We start from the raw sequence: 21,644 nt of genomic DNA on the forward strand, positions 1-21,644 counted from the left end.
TTACTTTTATTCCTACTACATATATCATGAATTCAACATTTTTAAAATCAAAAACACAGAATCAAGCATCTCTGTGTTTTTGATTTATTCATCCTAACTCTTTGGGTAACATATCAGCAAATTGTTTTATATCTGATTATTTCTTTTCTTCTTTCTTATCACCAACGCCTCTCCTTGGTACACAAGAGGCTACAAATCCTATCAATATTGACTGTACTGAAGGCGCTATGATATTAAGATATCGCTCATACTCCAAGGCATAGACGATTACAGCTGTAAGTATATTAATTGCAACTGTGGCGATAAAGATATATATCACAAATTTAGCAAATGAACTTATGTATTTTTCCCAAATAGCATGTCTTTTGTATCCTGGAATTATTGCTGAAAATAAGATAAAAGTAACAATTACTATTCCTGCATCAAGTAATGCAACCTTTAGGAAAGTCCACATCAAAATCCCTCCAATTCTTGATTATAGTTTTTGCAATTTATAATTTTTCATTCAAAATAAAAGAAAATAAAACATTCTCAATCATTTATATTTTTGGTATAATATACCTAGCGGTATTAGGAGGGATAACAGGTGGGCTTTGAACAACGAAAATTTAAACGTGCAAAATTCGAATATGAAATACTATATCCAACCGTATTATTTAAAAATGACAAAAAAACTTTTTATGATAATGTTAAAATGTTTACCAGCGACATATCTGAAGCTGGTATTTGTTTGATTTCCAGTTTTTACATTCCTACTGACAGCTTTGTGTCCTTTTATTTAAGAATAGATGATAATCTGCCCTTTAAGGTTCTAGTTAAAATACGCTGGAACAAACTTACTGGTGGTTACTTTACCTGCGGTGGGGAATTTATAGGGCTCAGACTTGAAGAAATATATAAGATAAGAAAATTTATAGACAAATGCACACAATTAGAAAATATAGGGCATCCCTCATAGGGCTGTCCTATATTATTTTCCCATTTTTCACTTCAGGTACAATATCAACAATGTCTTCTTGAAAACAATATTCTATGTCTTCCTCAAGACCTATAGAAATCATATACTTGTAATGGCTAGCCATCTTTACATAAGAAAATAAATCACCTTTATTATCCCTGTATGCCATATATGCTGTTGCTGCCAAATCCTCTAATTCACCATTTTTTATCTCTAAAAGATTATAAATAATTTTACCTGCACAGATATAATCATCTAACGAAAATTTGCCATCAGTACCAGAACAAACAAATACAACATCCTTGCCAATTTCCGCTATTTTTTTTGAAACTGCTTTCCCATTTATAATTCCACCAATGAAAACATAAGCCCCATCACTGCATTTATTTATCGCCTTAGTTCCATTTGTTGTATTTAGTATTACTCTCTTTCCCCTGACTATATTTTCTTGATATTCTAAGGGAGAATTAGACAAATCAAATCCATTTATTTTCAATGCCTTTCTTTCGCCACCAATAATAGAATTATTATTCTTTAACTTGAAAGTCTCATCAATCTCAGTTGTTGCAACAACCTCCTTTGCTCCATTACTTAAAGCAGTAATTATTACAGATGTTGCCCTTAATACATCTATAACAACTGCAACTTTACCCTTCAAGTCAATCCTGTCCACATATTCTATTGAAGGTATTAAACTAATCTTCATTAATATCACCCCTTATTATTTTACAACCTAAGTAAAGATTTTTAAATAAGGCAAAATAAAAGGAGCTGTTTAAGCCCCTGATTATGTGTATAAAATTTAGTGGTTAACAGGTTTTTTGATACCGTTTTTTTTCTTAAGACACTTATGACGAGAACCTCTAAAAAAATTGAGAAAGCTTTCAAAAATATTATATAACTTTTTATATTTCTTCTGTTTCCTCTTGACCTTTAAGTCAATTACCCTAACCTCGCCACTCTCTCCGCCCATAATTCCACCCCATTTTAATTTTCATAATATTCTTTATATTCATTATATATGACATTCCCTTCATTTTCAACTTATGGTATATCTAGAAAAAATATTAAATGCATGTAACCTATTGAATCTGTTTTAAACTGTCTTTTTCTATATCGAATTCCCAGATTCCTTTTAGTTTCTGTTCCTCATCTGTTCCGTTTTTATCTGGAGTAACTTTAAATATAATTTTTCCTGGGGAAACAAAATAGCAACCTGACAAAGAAAACACATCCATTCTAAACTGCTTGTCAATACTTGTATTTAATATTTCCCCTTCCATGGTATACAATATTATTCTATGTTTACCACTATCCTGTATATTCTCAACTAAGAATTTTTTGTTATCTGGGGAAAAGCTGACTAATTGAATTTTGCTTTTAAAATATAAATCTATAGGTTTAATTATAACCGTTGGTTTTTTTCTTCCTGTCCCTGAGTTTGTTGTTCTTGATTCTGACCAGACTGCCCCCCTTGATCTTGTCCCTGACCACTTCCCTCTGCTAAGGCAAATGCTTCACTTGATTCTTCCATTTCAGCCATACCGATAAAACTATTTTCACTTATACTGGTAATCAATATCTTTTTCCCGTCTGAACTTAAAGCACAGGGTCCAAACTGATTTTTAGGAACCTTAAATTTTTGTTCTGGCAGAGACCCTTTTTTAGGTGTAATAAACTCTGGTAAATCACCTATTTTTATAATCTCTTCCCCTTTAACTTTGTATGAATCTCTTTTTACAATAGATTTATCCTTTCCATCAATAACTATGCTTTTATCCTCCTGAACTTTATCTATTACAATTTCACCATCTTCTTTTATCAATGTATATTTATATGTTTCATCCGAAAAGTAAGGAACTCCGTTGTAGGAATTATATATATGTACTTTAACAACAATTGCTCCTTCCTGAGAACTACCTTCTTCCTCATCATTTTCATCATCCTCTACTATTTTGTATCCTATTGGATGAGGGTTATCTTCTAATTTAACTTCCCTTATCTGGGATTTTAAATTTTTGCTATAAAAAGACTTCATTGCATCTATATTTCTTTCCAGTACAAATCTTAAATAATTATCTAAAAATTCACCTGCTGCTTTTTTGTCTATTTGTTCAACCTTCTTTTTATTATCACTATTCTCCTGCTGATTTGGTTTATCAGGGCACCCAGTTAAAAACATCATTAAAAATATCAGTATTACAGTTAAAATCTTCTTCAATTCACTCACCTCTCCTATTTTGTATTATTCCACTTTATATTGTTTTTAATCTATTACCTTATAAAAAGATTATAATAATCCCTATCCCACCCCCCTGACATTATAGTTATCATCCTTTAAGCAATGTGTATTTTTTTATGTTTTTCTGAATAGTATTAGTTGTATAGATTTTTGGAGGGATCTAATTGAAAAATGACTTAAAAATCGCCTTTGTATTCATTGGGACTATCGTTGGTGCAGGACTTGCATCTGGCCAGGAAGTTCTGCAATTTTTCAGCAGGTACGGTATCAAAGGATTTTATGGTATCATTCTCTGTTGCATTATATATTTTTTAATTTCCGTAATAATTGTTAATCTTTGTTTTAAAAATAATTATGGAAATTACAATGCTATTATAAGGTCAGTCTTCGGTGAAAGGCTTGGGTGGATAGTTGATTTAATTCTTACTCTTTTTATTTTTGGAAGTAACACCATAATGATATCAGGTGGTGGTGCCATGTTAAATGAATATGCAGGTATCAATAAAACAGCTGGTATATTCATTATGGCCTCCTTGGTGTTTTTAGTTGCTATCTTTTCAACGGAAGGGCTTATCCTTGTAAATTCAATAATTGTTCCATTTTCAACATCAATCATTGTAATCCTAGGTATAGCAGTTTTTTTTGTAAATCCTGATTATAAAGAACTGATTTCAAATATCCATATTTCAGTTCCACCAAGGAGCAACTGGGTTCTTTCCAGTATTCTATATGCATCTTTTAATCTGACGGTAGCAACAGGAGTCATTTGCCCAATGATTTCTGAAGGAATAAAGAAAAAACACTTTATTAACGGTTGTATACTTGGAAGTGCAATTTTAACGGCACTTGCTGCTGTAATAAATTTTTCTATCTTAATCTATGCTCCAAAAAGTTTTTATACTGAAATACCTAATCTGTACATAGCAAAGGAAATAAGCTCTGTTTTACCATTCATTGTAACATGTATTATCTGGCTCGAAATGTTTTCTACTGAAATAGGTAATCTATATAGTTTGTCAAAACGATTACAGGGCTCCTTAAAGGTTTCTTACACTTTTTCATTGATTATAATAATCCTTTTTTCAATACCCTTTTCATTTTTGGGTTTTTCAAATCTTATAAAAATGCTATACCCACCCTTTGGAGTAATCAGCTTTGTTTTTCTTATTGGTTGTACATTAAAATATTTTAAAACCCGCTGAAAATAAAATATTCTTTAGACAGATTTTAAATCATTAATTTTCCAGTTTATTTAAAAATTAAGCATAATATGTTATCATATTTTTATAAAGAATAAAGGGGGAAGTTCACATGTTAAATACAAAAGAAATTATGGACATTGCCTTATCCTTATCAGGTCTTAAAGAAACTCCATCTGATTCAGGTATAATAGTTGAAGGGGAGAACATTAAAAAAGTTTTAATTGGTGTAGATATGGATACTCCAGAACTTCTTGTTGCTAAAGAAATGGGCTTTGATTTGGTTATAAGTCATCATCCAAAAACTGGTTCACCTGATATTAATTTTCACAATGTAATGTTAAGACAAATAGATAAAATGGTCGAATTTGGCGTTCCAATAAACAAGGCACAAAAAGCTTTAAGAGAAAAGGTTGGAAGCATTGAAAGAGCCAGCCACCCAGGTAATTTTGACAGGTTCAATCCTTTGCAAAACTTATAGGTATGCCATACATGAATATACATATGCCCTGCGATATTATAACAGAGAACTACCTTCAGGGTTTATTAAATGAAAAATTTAAAGACAATCCAAAGGCTACCTTAAAAGATATAATAGATACTTTAAAGGAGATTCCAGAATATAAAAATTCAATTGTTAAACCAGTAATTAGAGTTGGGGGAAACGATGATTTTGCAGGAAAAATCGCTGTACTTATGGCTGGTGGCACAAATGGCGGAGAAAAGGTTTTTAAAGCTTATTTTGAAGCAGGCGTTGGCACAATCATTTGTATGCATATGCCTGAAGATGTAAGAAAAGCAGTGGTTGAGCAAAATATAGGCAATGTAATTGTTGCTGGTCATATGCCATCAGATTCAATAGGTATAAATATGCTTGTTGAGGAATTAAGGAACAGAGGTCTTGAAGTGACTACAATGAGCGGAATAATAAATAAGTTTTAGCCAAATAAACTGATATAAAATAATGTTCGATGCATATACCCATGATTCCAATACACAAAAGATAAAAATATTGGAGTTATGGGTATTTTTTGTAACATACTGCAACTTTTAACATCAGGTTCATTCTGTAAATTTTTTTAATAATTTTCAAAAACAGCAGGTGAATAAACTAGGTAAGTGATATAATATATTTGTTGTATAATTCTAATTGGGAGTGGTCTTATTGATAAGAAGAAAAAAATATAGATATAAACGAAAAGTTAAAAAGTATTATAACTTTAACATAAAATTATTCTCCTTTATCCTTGTTATTTTAGCTTTATTTATTTCAGCTGGATATTACATATTTTTCAGAAAGCTGACAATTAATTGTGGAATTGTTGTTGATAAACATGAAACTAAAAACTATTTAGAGCTTAAACTTGCATATGACGGCAAAACTCAAAGAGTTAAAGTAAAAAAATCAACAAAGTTAATTGATTCCATAGCCTATAACGTTACCTTAAAGGGGCTCTATGTTGACAAAATTGAACCCTGTAAAATTTACACTGGTGAAGTTCAATTTAAGGAGGGTAATTCAGTTGTATTAAGCAATAATAGCCTTACATTAAGTGAAAGGGTAAGATATTATAACTTCGCCAATAATAAATTGACTCCTGTATCCAATAAAGTAGTACTGGTAGGTTATTCTAACTGCAGATTTATTGCAGATAAATCAAATAAAATATCAGTTATCCTGGCAGATATTCCTGATATTAAAAAACTGAGAGTAGGGATTTCCAATTCTGATTTTACTTCATTAAATCATTCACAATTGATTATGGCTTCTAAAAAAGGGCTTTCTTTTCAATTTGATAACAACTTACATGAAATTAGACGAGGAGATGCACTGAAATTAACATATAACAATGGTATAATACATCTTTTCATTGTTAATGATGATAATAAAACTTTTCCAGTTAAAGCGTCAATTGGAACAACGAAAAACAAGATTTTAATTTATTCAAATTCAGATGTTCCTATAAAGATTAAATCTTTAAAACGTTCAAACACCCATGTACCTGAATATTTTGGTTCATTAAAGGTATTTATTAAAGATAAATCTATGCGATTAGTCAATGATGTTGATATAGAAGACTATTTAAAATATGTTGTTCCTTCAGAGATTCCTAGTTCTGCTGGGTTTGAGGGATACAAATCACAGGCAATTGCAGCAAGAACATATGCTTTATCCGATTTGATTTCTGGTAGATTTTCAAATGAGGGCTTTAACCTTGATGACTCTAATAAAAGTCAGGTTTATAATGAACGTTATCCAGTTGAAGAATCTGAGCAGAACAAATTAATCAGTGCTATTTCAGAGACAAGTGGTAAGATATTGTCATATAATAAAAAACTAATCGATGCCAAATATTATTCAACTTCCTGTGGTTTATCTGCTCCATTTAATCAGGTTTGGTATTCTTCGAATACTTCAAAAATCAGTAATCCAGAACCATATTTGGATTACGTTGATTTAACTGAAACTGGCATTAAGGATTTATCCAGTGAAGATATCGCCTCTACCTTTTTAAAGGATTGGACTACAAGGGCATTTGACTCTAATTCACAATATTTCCGCTGGAAAGTTGAACTGGATTATCAAACCCTTGAAAAAACAATTAACTCTAATATATATTTAAGATACACTAAATCACCTGATAGCTTTAAAAAGAAATGGTTATTTAATATTTATAAAAAGACCACTATACCTAAAGAAGGTATAGGAAAAATAAGAGATATTGAAATCAGCAAACGTGGACGTGCTGGAAATGTAATGGAGATGTTGATAACAACAGATGATGCTGTATATAAAATTGAAAAGGACATAAACATAAAAAGATTGCTTGCTCCTAAAAATTTTGAATTAAATTTTTTATATGGTAAACCTCAATATGTTTCCACATTTCCTTCAAGCTTCTTTGTTTTAGAAAAGGAATATAAAAAAAACAGCCTTAAAACTGTAACCATTTATGGTGGAGGATATGGTCATGGAGTGGGTATGAGCCAGACAGCTGTTATAGGTATGGTACGTAAAGGCTATAACCATGAAAAATTTTAAAATTTTTCTATAAGGATGTTACCATTACTGATTATAAAGATATCATTAATAACTCTTTTTAAAGGTCTGGATTAACTCCAGACCTTTATACACCTTCTAAATCAAAATTTGGCACATACTCCTCAGTTGCACTTTCAAATTCCTGAAAGAAACCATTTTCTAATCCTTTGGAGATAGCATAATCTATAAGCCCTTCATAATGATTTTTATTTATTCTCCTGTTTATTTCACTATATTGATGGGCTCTGAATAAAGGGGTATACTGACACATTATATTTAAATATATTTCCCGGGGAAGGTTTTCTAAAACCCAGTCGATTATTTTCTTTGAATCAAAAAGCAATCCTGGAAGCATTAAATGCCTTATCATCATCCCCTTGACAAGGAGCCCTTCCTCATTAAAAACGGGATTTCCAACCTGCCTATACATTTCTAACACTGCTTTTGATGCAGTTTTAAAATACCCATCAACCTTAGAGTATTTTTTCCCATACTTATCGTCAAAATACTTTATATCAGGAAGATATATATCAACCAATCCTTCAAGAAGCTTTAAAGCTTCAACCCTCTCATAGGAATTAGTATTGTATATAACAGGTATTGTAAGTCCACATTTTTTTGATAATATTATTGCCTCTCTTATTTGTGGTATGTAATGTGTTGGTGTAACTAAGTTTATATTATGAGCTTTTTTTCTCTGTAGTTCTAAAAAAATTTCTGCAAGTCTGTCAATAGAAATAACCTTTCCATACCCTTCATGGCTTATTTTATAGTTCTGACAATATACACAATGTAAATTGCAGTTACTGAAAAATATCGTTCCGGAACCATTTTCACCTGAAATACAAGGCTCTTCCCACTTATGGAGAAAAGCCTTTGCTATCTTTATATCAGCTGAAGATTTACATGCACCTATTTCATTTCTTCTATTAATTCCACATTCCCTTGGACAAACATTGCATCTTTCTATATTTATCATACTCATCACCATTTATCTATTTTCTGTAATATTAAATAAAACCTTTGCTCTTGAATGTAGCTGCTCTTTTACTTCATTATAGTTAAATCCTAAATATAAACCATATGCAATTATTGTAGCTGATATTGCATCATACACATAATGCTGCTTAATAAAAAAGGTAGAGAAAATTATTAATATACAACACACAGTTGAAACCATTTTCATAATAGGTGTTACACTTTCTTCCCTGTTTATATACACAGCTACTAAAACAGATTCTAATACATGAATGCTTGGAAAACAATTATAAGGATTATCTCTTTGGTATATTGCTCTCACTCCTCTAGCAAAAACATCTTCTCCATAAACAGTTGGCCTTGGTACTGTTGTTGGAAAAACATAGTATATAATAAAACACACTGCCATACCTAACAATATTCCACCTAGCAGCTTATAATACTTTTTTTCATTATAAACAGCAAAATAAAAAAATATAATTCCTAAATATACATACCAGAATGTATAAGGCACAATAAAATACTTGTTGAAGGGAACAAGCATATCAAACTTACTGGGAATATGATATACCCTGCCCCTGTCATTATTTAAATAAACATATACCAAAGACATTATAGCTATTGAAGATAAAAGCAGTAACCTTTTAATTACGTTTTTATAATCCTTTATTGCATCTTTAAAAAGTTGTATCATCCATATCCCCTCACTTTTTGCTGATAAACAATCCTACAACAATTATATATGTTATTTTTTAACAATATTTGCATCTTTTATTAAATTACTGTGAACAACTTTGTTTATCTCTGCAATCTGCTCCTGCTTCCTTATTTATTCCCCTATTGAAAACACAAACCCTATTTCTGCCTCTCTCTTTACACTCCTTATATAAAACTGTATCTGCATTATCGATTACACTATTTTTTTCATTTCCATCCTCAGGGTAAGAAGCTATACCGCCGCTGATAGTTATTTTGAGATTTTCCTCCCCAACTTTTATATTCATTTCTTCAACTCGTTCTCTAATTCTTTCTGATATTATAAGGGCATCTTCCTTTGATAAATCTTTAAATATTATGGCTATTTCTTCCCCTCCAAATCTACAAGGAATATCAGTTTTTCTTATGGACTTCATTATTATATCAGAAATTGACTTTAACACCTCATCCCCAATAAGGTGCCCATAGTTATCGTTAACGGTTTTAAAATTATCTACATCATACATAACTAAGGAAAAGGGTGTTTCACTTTCAATAAGGTTCTCAATTTCTCTATCAAAAACCCTTCTATTATATAACCTTGTTAAAGTATCCCTATTGGCCTGCATTTGCATGCTTCTATAGAATGTATCATTTTCTATTGCTAAAGCCATTTGGTTAGATAATATACTTATAATTTCCTGAATACCATTGTCTACAAATTCAGAAAGCTCCCTTCCTCCGCTTATCATTATAACTCCAGAAATTTTCCCTTTTATAATTATAGGAGCAAATATCATAACTTCTGAAACTTGAAGTAGCTTTCCCGTTATTCTGATTTTTTGATCCTTATCAACATTCTTACTTATATACACCTTACCTTCCATTAATGTTCTTATAGTTTTACCTGTTTCAGAAATATTGAACATCATCTCGCCAATATCTATATCTTCATTTCCGTTATAAGCAACGGGATAGACAACAGCATCATTTTCAATATCGAAGGTATAGACTGCACATACAGTATATGGGATAAGCTCCTTTAAGCTTATAATTAAATGTTTACACTTATCTCTAAAATCACCATATTTAACAATATCCTCTGTTATTTTCAGTAATGTTTTGATTGCTTCATTTTTAGCCTGAAGCTTCTTAAAGAGATAAATGCTATATTGAATAATAATTAAATTTCCAATTACTAAAACACATGCATATTCAGAATATTGGTATGCAATATATAATGTAATAGAAACCATAGTTGAAACTATATAATTGGTAATTATCATTCCCCTTGCTTCATGACTCATCCTGTTATATTTGCCTGATTTTAATGTACTTTCTATCTGGATAAAAGTTATATTTACTAAAATATAAAGAAGCATAATCAACAAAAAGGCTACTATTTTACCTGCAAAACCCGATAAATTAATATGCCTTAAGATATCTTCAGCAATTTTTGCTGATAGATATATGTTAATTATAAACATTGGGATATTAAATAAATGCCTTGATAAATTCAGTCTTTTCTTTATGTGGATGTCAATAAAGATAAAAGAAATAACCAAGGATATTAACTCAAATATCACACTTATTTCAACACCAAATACTATTATTAAAAACACCGTAAGGGTATCTGTAAAATCCAGACTCATTTTACCCACATCTATCACCATTGTTCGCATTGCTATACATGCAGTTAATGAAATAATTAGCAGCACAAAACCCTGTAAGTCGATGTCTTTAAAATTAGCATCAGAGATACAATGAAATAAAATATATCCAGTAAAAATATATAAAAATAGTCTAAAAATTGAATGGGGTATTTTATTTTTTTTCATAATTATCACCTTGCAATACAAATAACATATTCTATAATATACCATTTTAAGGTACAGTTTTCAATTTACAAATTCAGCCAGAAATTAACATATAAAAAATAAGCCTTAAAAGGCTTATACAAACATTTTTCTATGTTTTATTCCTATAATAACAGAGTATGTAGTAGAAAAAAATAATATTACCCCAAGAATAATAAATGCAATAGTTATGTTTTTTGTAAATTCATAGTTGATACCATTTGAAATAGCTTTAATATATCCTTCAAAATCCTTTGAAGCTAATATACCATTTTTTATCCACATTATAGAAGTTACAAAACCCATCGGTATAACTGCCATTGTCATAATGAATCCGTTATAATTTCTGTTTCTTAGTCCCTTTAACCCCATATATATAGGTACTATAAACAATATCGGTAGTACCCAGCTGAAATACATTGGTGATAAGGCTAAAAATAAAATGCAAGTTAATATAAAGGATTTGGCATATCTATTTAAATATTTTATCTCTCCCCTGAAATCATATAAAGCAGCATTGCAGAATCTGAAATAATATTCAATTTTTTCGTATTCCTTATCGTCTATGCTCTTTTGAACTTCCTTTCCTTTTTTCACAATACTGTTTAAAAGTTCTATTTTATCATCAGAGATATTTAAATCTCTGTAATTTTCTTTTATTGACTTTATTTCTTTTAAATACTTGTCTTTTTTATTTCCATTTATTTGTGAGTTTTTAATTTTTCTTTCAATAGAATCTAAAACAAACTGGAAATTCTTATCCATTACCTTCACCCCCAAAATCATATCTTTATATTAAAGCAGGGGAAAAATCCTCCTGCTTTAATTTTAACCCTTTAATTGTTTTTATCATGCTTCATTAAAGTGGTGAGGGTAATTATGCAGCAAACCAGGATTATCCCCCATGCACCTATTAAAAAAGCTAATGCACTACCTGACATAAAAATCCCTCCTTAAATTCTAACTATTAACTTACCTGTTTCAATTTCTTTTATATATTTACCCTTAATTGTTCTGTATGTTTGTATAAATCCAGCTATTAAAACTATAATCATAACTATTCTTGCAGCCTGAACCCATGGTATCAACTTAGGGCTGTTTTCAACAAAGCTTGGAATCAGTTTTAAATATCCAGCCTTATAGTAATCTCTAGTAGAGCCTATTAACAAGGCAATTATTGTTAGTGGTGTTAGAATCTGAATGAACAATGTGAAGAACCATTGTGGTACCTTCCAGTAACCCCCTCGGTTCATTTCTTCCAGTGCCTTACCTCCCATTAACCAACCTGTTGCAATGACTTCAATAAGTCCTAAAACAACAAGGAAATAACTACCTACCCAGTTATCAACTTCTGTCAAATATGCAAGGTCTGCTGTCTTTGTTAAGATTGGCTCTAATCCAACTGGAAGTCCTACTATAATATATAATCCAAAGACTATAACTGAGCCTAATTTTTTCTGCAGACCCATCTCCTCAAGCATCGCTACAAGATAATTGTACATAGCTATTGCAGATGTTATTCCTGCCATAAATAATATTAAGAACCATAATGCACCAAATAGTTGTCCTCCACCCATAGCTCTGAATATATTAGGAAGGGCTATAAAGGATAATCCTACCCCACTCTTCATGCCTTCAGGTCCTAAAAATGCATAACAGATAGGAATAGCTATACTTCCACCCATTATAACTTCAGCTAACTCATTTAGAGAAACAGTAGCAAAACCTGAAACAACTATATCATCATCTGCTTTTAGATATGAAGCATAGTTTTGAATTATTCCCATACCAAGTGATAAAGTAAAGAATATCTGTCCTGCTGCTGCAAGTGCAGATGTCCAATTAAGATCTGACCATCTTGGCGACCATATATAATTAAGTCCAGCAATTGGAGTCCAATCTGGTTTAACTGGAGCCCCAAGGGTTAAAGTTCTAATTATCAATATTATTCCAAAAACATAAATTAAAGGCATCATTATCTTTGCAACAACTTCGATTCCCTTCTGTACGCCTCTCATAACAGCAAAGCCTAAAATTGCAAGGGCAATCAACCAGAAAATAATTACCTTTGTTGGATCCTGAATATAAGAAACGAAGTATGCTCCTGTATCAACAGCCTTATCCATATATCCCCCAGTTAAAGATAAGAAGGAATATCCCAAAGTCCAACCTATAATATGGTTGTAATAACCATTCAATAATACCGTAACACTGAATGCAATGGCCCCTGCCAGGCCTCCTATTATAGCTGCAGTCCTAGGCTTTACACCTTCTCTAGCCTGTAAGTAGACCATTGGGCCTAAGGTTCCATGACCGTATTTTCCACCAAATCTTCCCTGATTCCATTCACAAAGCATCAGTGGAATACCTAGAATTATTAATGCTGCAAAGTAAGGAACCATGAATGCTCCTCCACCATTTTTTGCAGCTTGGTATGGGTATCTCCAGAAATTACCCAATCCAACTGCATTACCTGCCATAGCTAAAATCAGTCCTAATTTACTCCCCCAGTTCTCTCTTTTTTCCGTCATAATTGTCCCCCCTTTTTTGAATTTTTATTTATATATTAATTCATTTATTCAAATATTTCAACAATTATTCTTGAATAAAGTGGAAAATTAAATATTCTTTACATATTTAACCTGTTTATAAAAATACAAATATATTTTTCTATATTAATAAAATTATGGTGTTTGCAAGTGATTTGAAATATTCATGGAATACTTATAAAAAAAGAAACCCTCAGGATGAGAGCTTACTCTCCATTCCCAAAGGTTTTTATCTACAGCTCGATTTCTAATTTCACACATCTTCCAATTATATTTACTTCCTTCACATCCTTAGTTTCTGTTTTTATGTCATTATAATGGGATATTAACAGAACTTTATTTGCATCTAGTCTCTTTATTTGTCTTATTACCCTTTTTTCATTAATCTCAATAATGGAAATTGAATTGTTTACTATTTCAGGATTTTGAAATACCATTACACTATCTTCCTTCTGTATTCTGAAACCTCTCATGCTGTCATCAGGTACCTTTACATATAAAAGTTTTTCAGAATTATACCCTTCAACCTTTTTATCTATAACAGGAAGATATTTGTATCCGTAAATCTCCCTCATACTTATATCGCAGACAGGAATCTTTTTTAAAATATGGGAAAAGGCATCTTCCCATTGTTTGTTTACAGCTTTATTTTGCATATTTTCAGTTTCTTTAATGTTTTCAATGGGTTTATCTATCTCCTCAAAAACATCATCATCTATGTTAATATTAAAAGTCTTTTCCACCTTTTTTATGAAACTTTCATTTGCAATACGTCTTCCACTCTCAACTTCATTAATAAAACTTTCTGCAACTGCAAGTTTTTTTGCAAATTGTTTTGCTGTCAATCCATTTGCTATCCTGGTTTCCTGTATTTTCTTGCCAACCCTACTCATGGTAACACCTCTCATACATCAGTGATTTTGTGAAATATTGGTATAATTATAACAAAAATTAAAGTCCCTGAAAAGCTTTTAATTAAAGCAAGGAAGAGAACACCCTTGCAGCAGCCTCCATAAATCTGGTTATTTTAGGAGTTCTTTCATAGTCTTCAACAGAGTATTTCCTACTCTCCTTTAAATCATTTATAAATATTTCATCTAGCCTTTGGGTGAAATCCTCATCATATATTACTGCATTAACTTCATAATTCAACTCATAGCTTCTGATATCCATATTTGCTGTTCCAATTGTTGCTATTTTACCATCAATAGTAATATGTTTGGAATGTACAAATGCATCATCTTTATAAAAATATACCTCAGCACCACATTTCATTAATTCTGCTAAATATGTGCGTGATGCGTAATATACCATTATATGGTCGTACCTGCCGGGAAAAAGTATCTTTACCTTCACCCCGCTTAAGGCTGCTATTTTTAATGTCTCCATTATACTCTCTGTAGGAACAAAATAAGGTGTTGTTATATATATATTTTTTTTAGCCATTGTAATCATTTTAATCATTGTCTGCATTATAGATGGGTATTCTGAATCTGGTCCACTTTTAATTATTTGCATAACTTTTTTTCGTGGATTACCTACCGCTGGAAAATATTTTTCGAATTCCTCATCGTAAAAAAAACTACTATCATCTATTCTTTTTATCGCCCAAAAATCATCTAAAAAAACCGCCTGAAGGCCCAATACACCATCGCCTTTTATCATTATGTGCATATCTCTCCAATAACCCAATTTCCCCTTACCAAGATATTCATCTCCAATATTCATTCCCCCAATAAAACCAACCCTGCCATCTATTATTGCTATTTTTCTATGATTTCTATAATTAATCTGAGTATTAATATGTCTTAAAAGGGGTGCCAGAAAATAGGAATACTGTATCACATCTACTCCAGCTTCCTTTAGTTCCTTTATGTACCTCCTACCAACTTTTATTGACCCAACTCTATCCATTAAAAATCTGACCCTGACGCCCTCCTTAGCTTTTTTTATCAGCATCTCCTTAACCTTGTTTCCTATTTTGTCATCCTTTACTATGTAGTACTCTAAATGAATATGATGCTTTGCTTTAGCCATTTCATCAAGAAGATATTTAAATTTTTCCTCTCCATCAGAAAAAAGTTTAATATCATTTTCAACAAATAAGGGCGAATCACTGATATTGCCTAAAAGCTGTATAAGTTGTATATAATCCGGATTATCTATTCTATTTATAACCCTATAAATCAATTCCTTCACTGTTGGGGAAAATTCCTCGCTTAGTTTATGCCTTTTCCAGTTTCTACCCAAAAATATATATAATATTAAACCAACTGGCGGTAAAACCACAAAAACCAAGAGCCACGCAATTGTTTTTTCTGGACGTTTTCTTTCCAATATGATGATGATAATTGAAACAATTGCATTAATAAAAAACAACCAGGACAAAACATCTTGGATTTTAAGAAACATAATTTCACCCCCGCAATTCTGATGTTATCAATATTTATATCAGTAATTTTATAAAATGTAAACAATATTTTATTTGTCAGAATATTGATATCTATTTTAAAGCAAAATGTATTATATAGAACATTTTAAAAAAATAATTCTCTGTCAACTTTTATTTTTCTTAATTTTTTATAATTCACACAATATTTTTCTCTATAAATGAATAATAATTTATACTAAACTTCATATTCCAAATTCTGTTTATTTTTTCTGCTGGACATAGTTATTATTATCTAATAAAATTAATGCTAGTCTTATGTATATGAAAGGAGTTAGATAGATGAAAATAAATGTTATAGGAATGCCTATTCACTACGGAGCAGATAAAGAAGGCTGCGATTTTGCACCAAACAAGTTAAGAGAAATGAATATTCAAAAAACCATTGAGAATCTAGGATATGAAGTTGAAGATTTAGGTGACATAGATGTTGTAAAGGTTTCAAGTGAAGATAAATTTCAAGACCATCCAAAAATGAAATATTTAAACGCAATTTTAGATGCCAACACAAAACTTGCTGAAATGGTTCATCAATCGATATCTAAAGGCAATTTCCCTCTTATTCTTGGAGGAGATCATTGCCTTGGTCTTGGAAGTATTGCCGGTGTAAGCACACATATTGAAAAGCTAGGGGTTATTTGGATAGATGCCCACGGGGATCTAAATACTTTAGAAACTTCTCCTACTGGAAATATCCATGGTATGCCTTTAGCAGCAAGCATGGGCCTCGGTCATGAGTCACTTGTTAATATATATAAGGATAGAATAAAAATTAAAGAGGATTATATAGTTCATATAGCTGGCAGAGATTTAGACGAAGGAGAAATAGAAATCTTAAATCAATCTAAAATTAAAGCTTTTCCAATGGAAATGGTAAAGAAAGTGGGAATGACAAAGATAATTGAAGAAACTCTTCAATATCTAAAATCCAGGGTTGATGGTATACATGTAAGTTTTGATCTGGATGCTATAGATTCAAGATATGTACCTGGAACGGGAACTAAGGTAGATAACGGTATTACAGTTGAAGAAGCAAGACAGCTTCTTACTGCATTAGCCTCATCTGGCATGATGGTTTCATTAGATTTTGTTGAATTAAATCCACTCCTTGATGTAAATGATACTACTGCTAAAATATCTGTAGATTTATTGACGGATATATTTAAAAACTTGAAATAGTTTTTTATTAGGGCTGTCCCTTAGCATTTTAGTTGCTAATGTGACAGCCCCTTTTATGTGATAAAAATCCTCCTTAGTGTATGATATATATCACATCATTTTCTTTTTAAATTCGTTAATATAAATATGTAAATACGAAACGCAATAACATAGGAGGAATCAACATGTCATTCTTTAAAAATATTTTTGGTCAAAATAACGATTCACCAACACAAATTCAGAGGGAGGTACAAAAAATGGATATGTTTTGTTATCAATGTGAACAAACACCTAAGGGAGGTTGCACAAAATTTGGAGTTTGCGGCAAAAATCCAGTAATCTCAAGTCTACAGGATACAATTATTTTAGGTTTAAAGGGAGTTGCAGCATATGCAACACACGCAAGACAACTTGGATATACTGATCCTGAAGTTGATGCTATTACCCATGAGGCACTCTATACTACACTTACAAATGTCAACTTCAACCTTGAAGACCATATAAATATGGCATTAAAGGTTGGAACTGCTACCTGCAAAGTTATGGATTTATTAGATAGAGCTCATACAGACAAACTAGGAATACCATCACCAAAGGTAGTTACTGAAGATAAGGTAGAAGGCCACTGTATACTTGTAACAGGACATAATTTATACGCTTTAGAGGAATTATTAAAGCAAACTGAAGGAAAGGGCATTAACATTTACACCCACTCTGAAATGCTTCCTGCCCACGGATATCCAGAACTTAACAAATATCCTCATCTTAAGGGTAACGTAGGTAAAGCCTGGTATGATCAGAGAAAGGTTTTTGAAGAATTCCCAGGAGCAATACTAGTTACAACAAACTGTGTTATGCCAATTACAACTGGAAGTTACGGACATAGAACATATACTTATGATATTACTGGACTTGAAAATGTCAACAAAATTGAAAATGATGACTTCTCACCAATAATAGAAAAAGCATTATCTCTACCTAAGGCTAATATAGATTCAGATAAAAAACTTTTAACTGGATTCCATCATCAAACAGTATTAAGTATAGCTCCAGAAATAATTGATGCTGTAAAATCAGGCAAGATCAAAAGATTTTTTGTAATTGCAGGTTGTGATGCTCCAACAAAGGGTAGAGACTATTATAGAGAACTTGCCCTATCACTTCCAAAGGAATGTGTACTTTTAACGACATCATGTGGAAAATTCAGATTTAATGATGTAGACTACGGAACAGTACCAGGTACAAACATTCCTAGATTTATTGACTTAGGTCAATGCAATAACTCTGTTTCTGCTGTTAAAATAGCTGTGGCTCTTGCAGAGGCATTCAATTGCTCAGTAAATGATTTACCATTAAGCATAGTTCTTTCATGGTTTGAGCAAAAAGCTGTGGCTATATTATTAGGTCTTTTCAGCTTAGGAATTCAAAACATATATGTAGGACCAAAGGCACCAGAGTTCTTAGCTCCTGGAGTTGTTGATGTACTTGTAAAGAATTTCAACCTCCATATAGTAAGTGGAGATGCCCAGGCAGATTTAAAAGAAATGATGAAATAATTCACTTAATAAGGCTGCTGCACTAGCAACTAAAAATGCTAGTGCAGCGCCCTTTTAAACTTTCTTACAATTAAGACTTTTTCTTATCCTCTTTAAATTTCCAAAAAAAGTGATAGAATAATATTGTCGGTATTCTTAAAGAAACCGAACAATGATAACTCTAAAGGATTTTTCGACTTATATCCTTTGTGGAGTAAGAACGGAGGTAATTAATTTGGAACAAAGAGTAACAGCTAAAGGTTTAAAATTCAGCACAAGGCAGATTACCGTTATCGGATTATTATCTGCTATAAGCATTGTTCTTGGTATGACACCACTTGGATTTATACCTATACCACCAGCTAATGCAACTATAATGCATATACCTGTCATCATAGGTGCAATAGTAGAAGGACCTGTGGTTGGTGCAATGATTGGACTTATCTTTGGAATATCTAGTATAATTAAAGCAATCACCCAACCAAACATATTATCCTTTGCCTTTTTAAATCCTATTGTATCAGTTTTACCAAGGGTTTTAATTGGTATTACGGCGTACTATGCCTACAAAGCAATCCCTGGTAAATCCCATGTAATAAAATCTGCATTTGCAGCTGCAATAGGAACTATTACAAATACTGCAGGAGTTTTAGGTTTTATATATCTTCTATATATCCAGAAGTTCGCCGCAGCAAGTAACATAAGTCTTGAAAAGGCTAAAGCTGTAATTATAGGAATTGCAGCCACAAACGGAATTCCTGAAGTGTTAGTATCAATGGCAATTGTTATTCCAGTTACACTTATAATGAAAAATGTAAGAAAATAGTTATTCATCCCGGCTATAGCGGGATTTTTTAAAATATTATGGAGTGTGATTTTACATGAAGGAAATTAAAATTACTGATATTGAGGGTATTAAAATTGGTAATGCACAGGATTATGACGCTGCTACTGGATGTACTGTGATTATATGCCAAGAAGGTGCTGTTGCTGGAGTTGATGTAAGGGGTGGCGCTCCAGGAACACGTGAAACAGATCTTCTAAATCCAATAAATCTTGTAGACAGAATCCATGCAGTTGTACTTTCTGGTGGAAGTGCCTTTGGTCTTGATGCTTCATCTGGAATTATGAAATATCTTGAGGAGAATAATATAGGTTTTGATGTTGGTGTTACGAAGGTTCCTATTGTATGTAGTGCAGTGTTGTTTGACCTTGTAATCGGGAAAAATGATATACGCCCTGACAGCAGGATGGGATATAGTGCATGTGTAAATTCCAACTATACAAATGAACTTCAAAACGGTAATTATGGAGCTGGAACAGGGGCAACTGTTGGAAAATTTTTTGGACCGGAATATTCAATGAAGGGTGGCCTTGGTACATATTGTGTTCAGGTTGGAGATTTGAAAGTTGGTGCAATTGTAGCAGTTAACTGCCTTGGGGATGTTGTAGATACTAAATCAGGTCAAATAATAGCAGGTGCATTAACAAAAGATAAAAAAAACTTTCTTAATACCGAGAAAAGCATGATAAATAAGTATGGTGAAATCAGCAATGTCTTTAATGGCAACACTACAATTGCTACTGTTATAACAAATGCAAAACTAAATAAATCCAATGCTAATAAAATCGCTTCAATGGCACACAATGCCTTTGGTAGAGCCATTAGACCAGCACATACAATGTATGATGGAGATACAGTTTTTACAATGGCAACTGATAAAGTATCTGCAGATATAAACGTTGTAGGAGTTTTAGCCACAAATGTACTGGAAGAAGCCATTATAAGAGCTGTTCGCGATACATCCTCTCTTTTTGATTATAAATGTCATAAAGATATATCTGCCTCCCATAATTATATTTAAATATACAAAATATTTATATATAATAGAGTAAAAGGGGGTTATAGGATGAAATATATTGACCTTAGAAGCGATACAGTCACTGAACCAACTCTGGAAATGAGAGATGCTATGTACAGGGCTGTTGTTGGAGATGATGTCTATGGCGATGATCCAACAGTGAATGAACTTGAAGAATATGCAGCATATATAACTGGCAAAGAAGCTGCATTATTTGTTCCAAGCGGTACCTTTGGTAATCAACTTTCATTATTTACCCATTGCAAAAGGGGAAATGAAGTCATCTTAGGGGATGACTGTCATATAGTTATGCATGAAGTTGGTGCTGCTTCTGTTATAGCTGGTGTGCAGCTTAGAACTTTAAAGTCTGATAAAGGTAAACTAATGCTTGAGGATATTAAAGCTAAGATTAGACAATCAGATATCCACTATCCTGAAACTGGACTAATTTGTCTTGAAAATGCTCACTCTAACGGTAGGGTTTTCTCCATTGAATATATGAAGGAAATATATAATTTGGCTGAAAAACATAACATACCTGTTCACCTGGATGGAGCAAGACTATTTAATGCTGCAACTCATCTAAATGTGGAACCAAAGGAGATAACTTCATATTGCGACTCAGTTATGTTCTGTCTATCTAAGGGTCTTTGTGCCCCTGTAGGCTCCATATTGGCAGGTAATAAAGACTTTATTGATCGTGCAAGAAAAGGTAGAAAATTGATGGGCGGTGGCTTAAGACAAGCAGGCTTCTTAGCTGCAGCAGGACTTGTTGCCCTTAAAAAAATGCCACAAAGACTACATGAAGACCATGAAAATGCAATTTTTCTGGGACAGGAACTTTCTAAAATTCCTGGAATTAATGTTTATTCTGAAGATATACATATAAATATGGTTTTCTTTGAAATTGACAAAAAAGTCTACGATACAAGCAAGTTAGTTGAAAACTTTTTAAACAGAGGAATAAAAATAAATCCTGAAGAAGACGGCCTCATGAGGTTCGTTACAAACTATTGGGTTACCAGAGATGATATCGTATATGTAGTAGATAATTTTAAAGATTTCCTTCAGAAAAATATGTTATAAGTTAAAATCCTCCAGATAAGAATTTCTGGAGGA

The 21,644-nt window shown here is 32.0% G+C and carries 21 protein-coding genes; 10 read left to right on the forward strand and 11 right to left on the reverse strand.

What is annotated here, in order from left to right:
• Window positions 1-136: 136 nt before the first annotated feature.
• Window positions 137-454, reverse strand: a complete 318-nt coding sequence (locus Q428_RS07120; RefSeq protein ID WP_035379537.1) for a hypothetical protein — start codon at window positions 452-454, stop codon at window positions 137-139.
• A 132-nt stretch (window positions 455-586) separates the two neighbouring features.
• Here Q428_RS07120 and Q428_RS07125 point away from each other — a divergent pair, with 132 nt between their 5' ends.
• Window positions 587-958, forward strand: coding sequence for a PilZ domain-containing protein (locus Q428_RS07125; RefSeq protein WP_035379539.1), 372 nt, complete (start codon window positions 587-589; stop codon window positions 956-958).
• Between the two features lie 7 nt (window positions 959-965).
• On the opposite strand, the gene Q428_RS07130 is transcribed toward Q428_RS07125, so the two are convergent.
• The 3 genes from Q428_RS07130 to Q428_RS07140 all read right to left on the reverse strand — a co-directional run bounded on the left by Q428_RS07130 (window position 966) and on the right by Q428_RS07140 (window position 3,179).
• Window positions 966-1,664, reverse strand: coding sequence for a 2-phosphosulfolactate phosphatase (locus tag Q428_RS07130; RefSeq protein WP_035379541.1), 699 nt, complete (start codon window positions 1,662-1,664; stop codon window positions 966-968).
• A gap of 376 nt (window positions 1,665-2,040) precedes the next feature.
• Window positions 2,041-2,241, reverse strand: a complete 201-nt coding sequence (locus Q428_RS07135) for a hypothetical protein (protein WP_035379543.1) — start codon at window positions 2,239-2,241, stop codon at window positions 2,041-2,043.
• A gap of 122 nt (window positions 2,242-2,363) precedes the next feature.
• Complete coding sequence (locus tag Q428_RS07140; protein WP_035379545.1) at window positions 2,364-3,179, reverse strand: hypothetical protein; 816 nt, start codon at window positions 3,177-3,179, stop codon at window positions 2,364-2,366.
• Window positions 3,180-3,364: 185 nt separating this feature from the next.
• Between Q428_RS07140 and Q428_RS07145 the strand changes: the two genes are divergently transcribed.
• From Q428_RS07145 to Q428_RS07155, 4 genes are all read left to right on the forward strand, one after another.
• Window positions 3,365-4,402, forward strand: a complete 1,038-nt coding sequence (locus tag Q428_RS07145; RefSeq protein ID WP_035379547.1) for a YkvI family membrane protein — start codon at window positions 3,365-3,367, stop codon at window positions 4,400-4,402.
• A gap of 109 nt (window positions 4,403-4,511) precedes the next feature.
• On the forward strand, window positions 4,512-4,880 hold the full coding sequence (locus Q428_RS15955) for a Nif3-like dinuclear metal center hexameric protein (RefSeq protein ID WP_051515033.1): 369 nt from the start codon (window positions 4,512-4,514) through the stop codon (window positions 4,878-4,880).
• 2 nt (window positions 4,881-4,882) lie between these two features.
• The gene (locus tag Q428_RS15960; RefSeq protein ID WP_242847793.1) at window positions 4,883-5,341 is read left to right on the forward strand and encodes a hypothetical protein; all 459 of its coding nucleotides are present in this window, start codon (window positions 4,883-4,885) and stop codon (window positions 5,339-5,341) included.
• A 223-nt stretch (window positions 5,342-5,564) separates the two neighbouring features.
• The gene (locus Q428_RS07155; RefSeq protein WP_035379549.1) at window positions 5,565-7,442 is read left to right on the forward strand and encodes a SpoIID/LytB domain-containing protein; all 1,878 of its coding nucleotides are present in this window, start codon (window positions 5,565-5,567) and stop codon (window positions 7,440-7,442) included.
• Between the two features lie 85 nt (window positions 7,443-7,527).
• On the opposite strand, the gene Q428_RS07160 is transcribed toward Q428_RS07155, so the two are convergent.
• The 7 genes from Q428_RS07160 to cls form a co-directional block, all read right to left on the reverse strand.
• On the reverse strand, window positions 7,528-8,421 hold the full coding sequence (locus tag Q428_RS07160) for a radical SAM protein (protein WP_035379551.1): 894 nt from the start codon (window positions 8,419-8,421) through the stop codon (window positions 7,528-7,530).
• Between the two features lie 12 nt (window positions 8,422-8,433).
• The gene (locus Q428_RS07165) at window positions 8,434-9,114 is read right to left on the reverse strand and encodes a phosphatase PAP2 family protein (protein ID WP_051515035.1); all 681 of its coding nucleotides are present in this window, start codon (window positions 9,112-9,114) and stop codon (window positions 8,434-8,436) included.
• 85 nt (window positions 9,115-9,199) lie between these two features.
• A complete protein-coding gene (locus Q428_RS07170) occupies window positions 9,200-10,954 on the reverse strand; it encodes a sensor domain-containing diguanylate cyclase (protein WP_035379553.1) in 1,755 nt (584 codons plus the stop codon).
• 114 nt (window positions 10,955-11,068) lie between these two features.
• Window positions 11,069-11,737, reverse strand: a complete 669-nt coding sequence (locus tag Q428_RS07175; RefSeq protein ID WP_051515036.1) for a hypothetical protein — start codon at window positions 11,735-11,737, stop codon at window positions 11,069-11,071.
• 188 nt (window positions 11,738-11,925) lie between these two features.
• Window positions 11,926-13,503: a sodium:neurotransmitter symporter family protein gene (locus Q428_RS07180; protein WP_035379554.1), complete on the reverse strand. Its 1,578-nt coding sequence runs from the start codon at window positions 13,501-13,503 to the stop codon at window positions 11,926-11,928.
• Between the two features lie 251 nt (window positions 13,504-13,754).
• On the reverse strand, window positions 13,755-14,414 hold the full coding sequence (locus tag Q428_RS07185; protein ID WP_035379556.1) for a LexA family transcriptional regulator: 660 nt from the start codon (window positions 14,412-14,414) through the stop codon (window positions 13,755-13,757).
• An 82-nt stretch (window positions 14,415-14,496) separates the two neighbouring features.
• On the reverse strand, window positions 14,497-15,933 hold the full coding sequence (cls, locus tag Q428_RS07190; RefSeq protein WP_152539085.1) for a cardiolipin synthase: 1,437 nt from the start codon (window positions 15,931-15,933) through the stop codon (window positions 14,497-14,499).
• Window positions 15,934-16,252: 319 nt separating this feature from the next.
• Between cls and rocF the strand changes: the two genes are divergently transcribed.
• The 5 genes from rocF to ltaE all read left to right on the forward strand — a co-directional run bounded on the left by rocF (window position 16,253) and on the right by ltaE (window position 21,611).
• On the forward strand, window positions 16,253-17,149 hold the full coding sequence (gene rocF, locus Q428_RS07195) for an arginase (RefSeq protein ID WP_035379558.1): 897 nt from the start codon (window positions 16,253-16,255) through the stop codon (window positions 17,147-17,149).
• A 242-nt stretch (window positions 17,150-17,391) separates the two neighbouring features.
• Complete coding sequence (gene hcp, locus Q428_RS07200) at window positions 17,392-18,684, forward strand: hydroxylamine reductase (RefSeq protein WP_035379612.1); 1,293 nt, start codon at window positions 17,392-17,394, stop codon at window positions 18,682-18,684.
• A 214-nt stretch (window positions 18,685-18,898) separates the two neighbouring features.
• A complete protein-coding gene (locus tag Q428_RS07205) occupies window positions 18,899-19,489 on the forward strand; it encodes an ECF transporter S component (protein ID WP_035379560.1) in 591 nt (196 codons plus the stop codon).
• A 55-nt stretch (window positions 19,490-19,544) separates the two neighbouring features.
• The gene (locus tag Q428_RS07210; protein WP_035379562.1) at window positions 19,545-20,528 is read left to right on the forward strand and encodes a P1 family peptidase; all 984 of its coding nucleotides are present in this window, start codon (window positions 19,545-19,547) and stop codon (window positions 20,526-20,528) included.
• 45 nt (window positions 20,529-20,573) lie between these two features.
• A complete protein-coding gene (gene ltaE / locus Q428_RS07215) occupies window positions 20,574-21,611 on the forward strand; it encodes a low-specificity L-threonine aldolase (protein WP_035379564.1) in 1,038 nt (345 codons plus the stop codon).
• The last annotated feature ends 33 nt before the right edge of the window (window positions 21,612-21,644 follow it).

Source organism: Fervidicella metallireducens AeB, from assembly GCF_000601455.1.
GTDB classification, from domain to species: Bacteria; Bacillota; Clostridia; order Clostridiales; family Caloramatoraceae; genus Fervidicella; species Fervidicella metallireducens.

What these genes read in the sequence shown, in the direction of transcription:
- Q428_RS07175 (WP_051515036.1), bottom strand. Translation starts at nt 11,737, where the DNA reads ATGGATAAGAATTTCCAGTTTGTTTTAGATTCTATTGAAAGAAAAATT.
- Q428_RS07165 (WP_051515035.1), bottom strand. Translation starts at nt 9,114, where the DNA reads ATGATACAACTTTTTAAAGATGCAATAAAGGATTATAAAAACGTAATT.
- Q428_RS15960 (WP_242847793.1), top strand. Translation starts at nt 4,883, where the DNA reads ATGCCATACATGAATATACATATGCCCTGCGATATTATAACAGAGAAC.
- cls (WP_152539085.1), bottom strand. Translation starts at nt 15,933, where the DNA reads ATGTTTCTTAAAATCCAAGATGTTTTGTCCTGGTTGTTTTTTATTAAT.
- Q428_RS07185 (WP_035379556.1), bottom strand. Translation starts at nt 14,414, where the DNA reads ATGAGTAGGGTTGGCAAGAAAATACAGGAAACCAGGATAGCAAATGGA.
- Q428_RS15955 (WP_051515033.1), top strand. Translation starts at nt 4,512, where the DNA reads ATGTTAAATACAAAAGAAATTATGGACATTGCCTTATCCTTATCAGGT.
- Q428_RS07120 (WP_035379537.1), bottom strand. Translation starts at nt 454, where the DNA reads ATGTGGACTTTCCTAAAGGTTGCATTACTTGATGCAGGAATAGTAATT.
- Q428_RS07130 (WP_035379541.1), bottom strand. Translation starts at nt 1,664, where the DNA reads ATGAAGATTAGTTTAATACCTTCAATAGAATATGTGGACAGGATTGAC.
- rocF (WP_035379558.1), top strand. Translation starts at nt 16,253, where the DNA reads ATGAAAATAAATGTTATAGGAATGCCTATTCACTACGGAGCAGATAAA.
- Q428_RS07210 (WP_035379562.1), top strand. Translation starts at nt 19,545, where the DNA reads ATGAAGGAAATTAAAATTACTGATATTGAGGGTATTAAAATTGGTAAT.
- Q428_RS07170 (WP_035379553.1), bottom strand. Translation starts at nt 10,954, where the DNA reads ATGAAAAAAAATAAAATACCCCATTCAATTTTTAGACTATTTTTATAT.
- Q428_RS07180 (WP_035379554.1), bottom strand. Translation starts at nt 13,503, where the DNA reads ATGACGGAAAAAAGAGAGAACTGGGGGAGTAAATTAGGACTGATTTTA.
- ltaE (WP_035379564.1), top strand. Translation starts at nt 20,574, where the DNA reads ATGAAATATATTGACCTTAGAAGCGATACAGTCACTGAACCAACTCTG.
- Q428_RS07135 (WP_035379543.1), bottom strand. Translation starts at nt 2,241, where the DNA reads ATGGAAGGGGAAATATTAAATACAAGTATTGACAAGCAGTTTAGAATG.
- Q428_RS07160 (WP_035379551.1), bottom strand. Translation starts at nt 8,421, where the DNA reads ATGATAAATATAGAAAGATGCAATGTTTGTCCAAGGGAATGTGGAATT.
- hcp (WP_035379612.1), top strand. Translation starts at nt 17,392, where the DNA reads ATGTTTTGTTATCAATGTGAACAAACACCTAAGGGAGGTTGCACAAAA.